This window comes from Streptomyces sp. NPDC007084 (assembly GCF_040703595.1).
Lineage (GTDB): Bacteria > Actinomycetota > Actinomycetes > Streptomycetales > Streptomycetaceae > Streptomyces.
Genome location: NZ_JBEYFY010000018.1, coordinates 128710 through 135383, shown reverse-complemented (window position 1 = coordinate 135383; position 6674 = coordinate 128710). Strand labels below are relative to the sequence as shown.

Below are 6674 nucleotides of genomic sequence, written 5' to 3'. Positions count from 1 at the left end.
GGTGGCCGCCGCGGCCCTGGCCCGCGCCGGGGTCGACCCGGCCGCCCTGACCGCCTTCGCGGGCGCGCCCCTCCTCGGCGGCGGCGAGGTCGTCGGCCACATCCGCCCGGTCCGGGCCCTCGACCCCCTCGGCGCGCCGGCCCACGCCTGAGCGGACCGACGCCGGGGCCGTCTCATCCCCTGGAGACGGCCCCGTGAGCAAGCGGCTGGAACAAGCCGCCGGACAAGCCCGCACGCCGCACGGCCAGGAGCGCAGCACAATGGTGATCATGTCTGGGGAAACGTCGTATCCGTCGTCGCTGACGTTCCAGCCCGTCCTGGAACGCATCGCCACCGAGGTCGCGCAGACGCCCGGGCGCGGCCGGCCCGCCGACTACATCCCGGCGCTGGCCGCCTGCGACCCGCGCCGCTTCGGCATGGCCGTCGCCGAACTCGACGGCACGGTCTACGGGGTGGGGGACTGGCGCGAGCCGTTCTCGGCGCAGTCCATCACCAAGGTCTTCACCCTCGCCCTCGACCTGGCCCGCGAGGGCGACGCCCTGTGGGAGCACGTCGGACGCGAGCCCTCCGGCAACCCCTTCAACTCGCTGGTCCAGTTGGAGTACGAGAACGGCATCCCCCGGAACCCCTTCATCAACGCGGGCGCCCTCGTCGTCACCGACCGGCTCCAGACCCGGACCGGCGACGCGGCCGGCGCCCTGCTGGAGTTCCTGCGCGCCGAGAGCGGCAACCCGGCGCTCGCCTTCGACCGGGACATCGCCGCCTCCGAGGCCGCCAACGGCGACCGCAACGCCGCGCTCGGCCATTTCATGGCGTCGTACGGCAACATCGACAACCCCGTGCCGGTGCTCCTGGAGCAGTACTTCCTCCAGTGCTCGATCGCCGCGTCCTGCGCCGACCTCGCCCTCGCCACCGGTTTCCTCGCCCGGCACGGCATCCGCGCCGACGGCGGCCGGCTGCTGACCCAGAGCCAGGCCAAGCAGATCAACGCGATCATGCTGACCTGCGGGACGTACGACGCGGCGGGCGACTTCGCGTACCGGGTCGGGCTGCCCGGCAAGAGCGGGGTGGGCGGCGGGATCATCGCGGTCGTGCCCGGGCGCTGCACGCTGTGCGTCTGGAGCCCGGGTCTCGACGAGCGCGGCAACTCGGTCGCGGGCGTGGCGGCCCTGGACCGCTTCACCACCCTGACGGGAGTGTCGGTGTTCTGAGGCGCGCCCAGGACGGGCGTTCCCGTAAGGAAGCCGTCCGGGCACGCCCCGCTCCTGGGCACGCCCCGCTCCTGGGCACGCCCCGCTCCTGGGCACGCCCCCCCCCGCACCCGGGCATCCCGCTCCCGGGCACGCCCCGCTCGCGGGCAGCCCGCGCCCGGCACAGGTCCGCAGCCAGGGCGGCCCCGCACACGGAGGTCACGAGCCGGACCCCGTCCGGAGAGCGCCGCGTCGCCTTCCGGCCATGCGGCGTTGACACGATGACCGAGTGTTGGCCATGGCTTTCCCCGTCGATCTCCGCCGCTGTCAGGCCCTCGGCCTGGCCGGCACCGCGTTCCTCGCGCTGGGCGGCGAGACCGCCGGGGCGCTGCCCACCCACGACTTCCTCGCCCCCGGCTCCGTGCGGGCCGTCCTGGGCCTGGTCGGCGTGTACTTCGGCGTCGTCCTGCTGATAGCGGCCTGGGTGCTGCTCGGCGGCGTCGTCCGAGGGCCCGAACCGCCCACCGTGCGCTCCCTGTTGCTCGTCCTGGCCGTCTGGGCGGCGCCGCTGCTGCTCGCGCCGCCGCTGTTCAGCCGGGACGTCTACAGCTACCTCGCCCAGGGCGCGATGGTCGACGCCCACATCGACGTGTACGCGTACGGGCCCGCGCGGCTCGGCGGCCCGCTCGCCGACGAGGTGGCGCCCGTCTGGCAGCAGACCGCGACACCGTACGGGCCGGTCTTCCTCGTGGTCGCCTCCGTCCTGTCGGCGCTGACCCGAGGCCAGATACCGGCGGGGCTGCTGGGCATGCGCCTGGTCGCGCTGCTCGGCGTCGCCCTGATGGCCGCCGCGCTGCCCCGCCTCGCCCGGCACAGCGGCGCCGATCCGGCCGCCGCGCTGTGGCTCGGCGCGCTCAACCCGCTGGTCCTGCTGCACCTGGTGGCCGGCGCGCACAACGACGCCATCATGCTGGGCCTGCTCGGCGTCGGCCTGGTGGCCGCGCGCGGCCGGTGGCCCGTCCTCGGGGTCGTCCTGATCACGCTGGCCGCGCTGGTCAAGGCGCCCGCCGCGCTCGGCCTGCTGGCGGTCGTCGCGCTGCGCTCCCGTGGCCGCGGCAGGCGGGCCCTGCTGCGTTCCACGGCGGTCACCACGGCGGTCGCGGTCGCCACCACGGTCGTGGCGACGGCGGTCGCCGGAACGGGCTACGGCTGGATCGCCGCCCTGAAGACCCCCGTCTCACCGCACAACTGGTCACCCACCAGCCTCCTCGGCCGCGGCACCGGCGCCCTGCTCCGGCACCTGGGCAGCGGCCTCGCCCCGTTCGCCCTGCCCGCCTGGCACGCGGCCGGACTCGTCGCGACCGCGGCCCTGCTGCTGTTCATATGGCTGCGGCTGCGCCCGGGCCCGGTCTACGCGCTCGGCCTGAGCCTCGCCGCCGTCGCCGTGTTCGGACCGGCCGTCCGCCCCTGGTACGCCCTGTGGGGGCTGTTCCTCATCGCGGCGGCGGCCCCCAGCGGCTCGGTGCGCGCCCGGGTCGCCGCCGCCAGCGCGGTCCTCGCCCTCACCGTGCTGCCGAGCGGTGCCCCGGCCGACGGGGAACAGGTGATCCTCGCCGTCTGCGGCGGCGCGCTCGCCCTCGTCGTGCTCTGGCAGGCCCACCAGGCGGCCCGGCCACAGCGACTGGGACGGGAGCGAACGGCATGACGACCCACGGCACGACGACCACCCCGCAGGACGGGACGGCGCGCGGCACGGTGCGAGGGACGGACGGGGCGACGGCGCACGGCGACGGCATACGGACGCCGGACGGCGGGTCCGCCCTGCCGGGCACCGACCGCGGACGGCTCGCGTTCGTCCTCGCCCTGGCGGTGGCCGTCGGCGTCTTCACCGCCACCGTGCCGCTGCTGCGCGACTGGTTCGACCTGCGCGTCTACTACGGCACGGTCGACTCCTGGGCCCACCACGGCGGCCGGATCTACGACTACCAGGTGCCCGGCACCACGTACGGCTTCACCTATCCGCCGTTCGCCGCCCTCGGCATGCTGCCCCTGGCGCTGGTCGGACTGCGTACGGCGATCGTCCTCGCGCTGCTGGTCAACCTGGCGGCCCTGGCCGTCGTGGTGGGCATCCTCGTCGGGCCCGCGCTGCGCCGCTACGGCTGGTTCGGCTTCGCCCTGACGGCCTGTCTGCTGCCCCTGTTCGAACCGCTCCGCGACACCTTCAGTTTCGGGCAGGTCAACCTGGTGCTGCTGGCCCTCGTCCTCGGCGACGCCTGGCTGCTCTCCCACGGGCACGGCCGCCGGGCCGGCGTCGGCATCGGGCTCGCCGCGGCGGTCAAGCTCACCCCGGCGCTGTTCATCGTCCTGCTGCTGCTCGCCCGCCGCCGGCGGGCCGCCGGTGTCGCCACGGCCGTCGCCGCCGCGGCCACCGGGCTGGCCGCCTGGGTCGCACCGGCCGCCTCGCGCTTCTACTGGACCGACGCCCTGTGGGACACCGCCCGGGTCGGCCGGCTCGCCTATGTCTCCAACCAGTCGGTGCAGGGCGTGCTCGCCCGGCTCGCGGCACCGGGGGAGCCGAGCCGGGCCCTGTGGGTGACGGCCGCCCTGCTGGTGCTGTGCGTCTGGGCGTGGCGGACCTCGCGCGCGCTGGCCGCCGAGGACTGGACCGCCGCGTTCGCCCTCACCGGCCTGGCCGCCTGCCTGGTCAGCCCGATCACCTGGGTGCACCACCTCGTCTGGCTGCTGCCGTCCTTCGCCGTACTGCTGCACCGCCGCAGGCCGCGCGTCGCGGCCGTGCTGTACGCGGTGCTGTGCAGCAGCGTGGTGTGGCTGTGGTTCGACGACGCCTCGGGCCTGGACGGCTTCCTCGGCGGCAACCTCTATACGTGGATCACGCTGGGCCTGTTGCTGTGGCTGCCGGCCGGTCAGCCGCGTGGCGTGCGGCCGGCCTTGAGGCGCAGGGCGAGAGCGACCCCGGCGGCGCCCAGGGCGGCGGCTCCGGCGATGCCCGCCGCGCCCGGCCACCCGGGACCCTCGTCGTCCGGGGCCCGGGCCGGGAGCGCGGCGGACACGGGACGGGAGTCGGGGCCGGCCGCCGGCACGGACCGGGTGTCGAGCAGCGTGCCCACGGGATCGACGTGGCCGGCCGCCGAGAAGCCCCAGTCGAGCAGCGAGCGAGCCTCCTCGTAGACCGCGAACCCGCCACCCGACTGCGGGTTCATCACCGTCACGACAAGGGTGCGCCCGCCGTGCCGCGCGGCGGCGACGAGGGTGTTGCCCGCGTTCGTGGTGTAGCCGTTCTTGATGCCGATCAGGCCCGGGTAGGGTGCCACCCCGTCGGCGCCGGTGAGCAGCCGGTTGGTGTTGCGGATGCCGAACGGGGAGCCGTTGCCGGGGAACATGGAGTCGACCGTGGCGCAGTACCGTGCGAAGTCGGCGTTGCGCAGCCCGGCGCGGCCGAACACCGCGAGGTCGTACGCCGAGGACACCTGGCCGGGGGTGTCGTAGCCGTCGGGGGACACCACGTGGGTGTCGCGGGCGCCGAGGGCGCGGGCCTTGGCCTGCATCTGGGTGGCGGTGGCCGTCCAGCCGCCGTTCATCGCGGCGAGCACGTGCACGGCGTCGTTGCCGGAGTTGAGGAAGACCCCGCGCCACAGGTCCGCGACGCGGTAGGTGTGTCCCTCGACCACGCCGACCATGCTGCTGCCCTCGCCGATGCCCTCCAGTTCCCGTTCGCTGACGGTGTGCTGGATGCCGCCGGGCAGGCCCGGCAGGACGGTGAGCGCGAAGAGGGTCTTGAGGGTGCTGGCGGGCGGCAGCGGGCGGTGGGCGTCATGGGCGGCCAGCACGTCCCCCGTACGGGCGTCGGCGACCAGCCACGACAGCGCGGAGATGTCCTCGGGAACACGTGGCGCGCCGGCGCGGAGCCGAACCTGGGTCCCCTCCTGGTACAGCGACGGGGACGCGGAGACCGTGGGCCGCGGTGTCCCGGGGCCCGGCGAGGACTGGGCGGCGGCCTGTCCCGGCGCGGCGGCCAGGGCGCCGGCCACACAGAGCGCGGAACAGCGGACGGCGACGCGGGCGACCGCGGAACGAGAGGCGGTAGTCCGGAATGAGAATCCGATGGTCATACCGCAAACGTAGGAAGGGAGTCACGACACGCCGGGATGCCCGGGCCGGGCGACGGCGCCGAGCACCCGGATGCCGCAACGGGAGCGGAACCGGCGACGACGAGAAGAGGGCGGGGGAGACCAGGAGCGGCCGGCGGGGATCAGGAGTGCAGGGTGGGCTGGACCTGGCGCAGGAAGGCCGCGTTGTCGGGCGTGGCGCGCAGGCGTTCCAGAAGCGTCTCCAGGGAGGTCTGGCCGTCGCGTGTTCCCAGGGCGCGGCGCAGTCCCCGTACGGCCCGCAACTCGGCGGCGGGAAGCAGGAGTTCCTCACGCCGGGTGCCGGACGGGTTGATGTCGACGGCGGGGAAGACGCGGCGGGAGGCCAGGGTCCGGTCGAGCCGGAGTTCCATGTTGCCGGTGCCCTTCAGCTCCTCGAAGAAGTACTCGTCGGCCCGTGAGCCGGTCTCCACCAGGGCGGTGGCGAGGATGGTGAGCGAGCCGCCCTCCTCGGCGAGGCGCGCGGCGCCGAACAGCCGCTTGGGACCCTGGAGCGCGGCGGCGTCGACACCGCCGCTGAGCGTGCGGCCCCCGGCGGCGGCGGCGTTGTTGTGCGCGCGGCACAGCCGGGTGAGGGAGTCGAGCAGGATCACGACGTCCTGGCCGGCCTCGACCAGCCGCTTGGCCCGCTCCACGACGAGTTCGGCGAGCGCGATGTGCTGCCTGGGCGCCTGGTCGAACGTGGAGGCGAACACCTCGCCGCGTACGGAACGCCGCATGTCGGTGACCTCCTCGGGCCGCTCGTCCAGCAGCACGACCATCAGATGGCATTCGGGGTGGTTGCCGGCGACGGCGGCGGCGATCTGCTGGAGCAGCACCGTCTTGCCGGTCTTGGGCGGGGCGACGATCAGCCCGCGCTGGCCCTTGCCGACCGGGGCGAACAGGTCCACGACGCGTCCGGCGGCGCCGCTCGCCGGATGTTCGAGGCGGAGCCGCTCGCGCGGGTGGAGCGGGGTCAGGTCGCCGAAGTGCGGGCGCCGGCGCAGCTCTTGGGGTGCCCGGCCGTTCACCCGCTCGACCTCGATGAGGGTGCGCGAGGTGCCGCGCGGGCCCTCGACGGTGTCGCCCTTGCGCAGGCCGTGCCGGCGGATGAGCGCGGGGGAGACCTGGAGGTCGGTGGGCGAGGGCAGGCAGTTCGAGGAGCGCAGATGGCCCTTCCCGTTGCCGTCGATGTCGAGGACACCGGTGGCGGTCTGGGTCCGGGGCCGCTCCTGCACAGGGGGGCGTTCGAGTGTGGTGGTCATGGGATGTCCTCTCGGGACGGGCCGCACGTGACATGCGGAGGGAATGAGGGGAGGAGCCGCGGAGGGAGGGCGCG

General features: G+C 74.9%; 4 protein-coding genes and 2 pseudogenes. 4 read left to right on the top strand and 2 right to left on the bottom strand.

The features are described from left to right. The 4 genes and pseudogenes from AB0912_RS17685 to AB0912_RS17670 all read left to right on the top strand — a co-directional run. Window positions 1–151 (top strand): annotated as a pseudogene (locus tag AB0912_RS17685) (asparaginase); the annotation flags it as partial. 109 nt (window positions 152–260) lie between these two features. Beyond that, entirely contained in the window at window positions 261–1211 is a 951-nt protein-coding gene (locus tag AB0912_RS17680) for a glutaminase (RefSeq protein WP_366700579.1), read from the top strand. 277 nt (window positions 1212–1488) lie between these two features. Then, complete coding sequence (gene mptB, locus AB0912_RS17675) at window positions 1489–2895, top strand: polyprenol phosphomannose-dependent alpha 1,6 mannosyltransferase MptB (protein ID WP_366700571.1); 1407 nt, start codon at window positions 1489–1491, stop codon at window positions 2893–2895. Continuing rightward, complete coding sequence (locus tag AB0912_RS17670) at window positions 2892–4379, top strand: glycosyltransferase 87 family protein (RefSeq protein WP_366700569.1); 1488 nt, start codon at window positions 2892–2894, stop codon at window positions 4377–4379. The genes mptB and AB0912_RS17670 overlap by 4 nt, the downstream gene beginning before the upstream one ends. An 83-nt stretch (window positions 4380–4462) precedes the next feature. On the opposite strand, the pseudogene AB0912_RS17665 reads toward AB0912_RS17670, so the two are convergent. Beyond that, window positions 4463–5320: pseudogene (locus AB0912_RS17665) on the bottom strand (serine hydrolase); the annotation flags it as partial. 140 nt (window positions 5321–5460) lie between these two features. Continuing rightward, the gene (gene rho, locus AB0912_RS17660) at window positions 5461–6600 is read right to left on the bottom strand and encodes a transcription termination factor Rho (RefSeq protein WP_366700567.1); all 1140 of its coding nucleotides are present in this window, start codon (window positions 6598–6600) and stop codon (window positions 5461–5463) included. Between the last annotated feature and the right edge of the window lie 74 nt (window positions 6601–6674).

Excerpts from the sequence above, each read along its gene's own strand:
- AB0912_RS17680 (WP_366700579.1), top strand. The coding sequence starts at position 261 with ATGGTGATCATGTCTGGGGAAACGTCGTATCCGTCGTCGCTGACGTTC.
- rho (WP_366700567.1), bottom strand. The coding sequence starts at position 6,600 with ATGACCACCACACTCGAACGCCCCCCTGTGCAGGAGCGGCCCCGGACC.
- AB0912_RS17670 (WP_366700569.1), top strand. The coding sequence starts at position 2,892 with ATGACGACCCACGGCACGACGACCACCCCGCAGGACGGGACGGCGCGC.
- mptB (WP_366700571.1), top strand. The coding sequence starts at position 1,489 with ATGGCTTTCCCCGTCGATCTCCGCCGCTGTCAGGCCCTCGGCCTGGCC.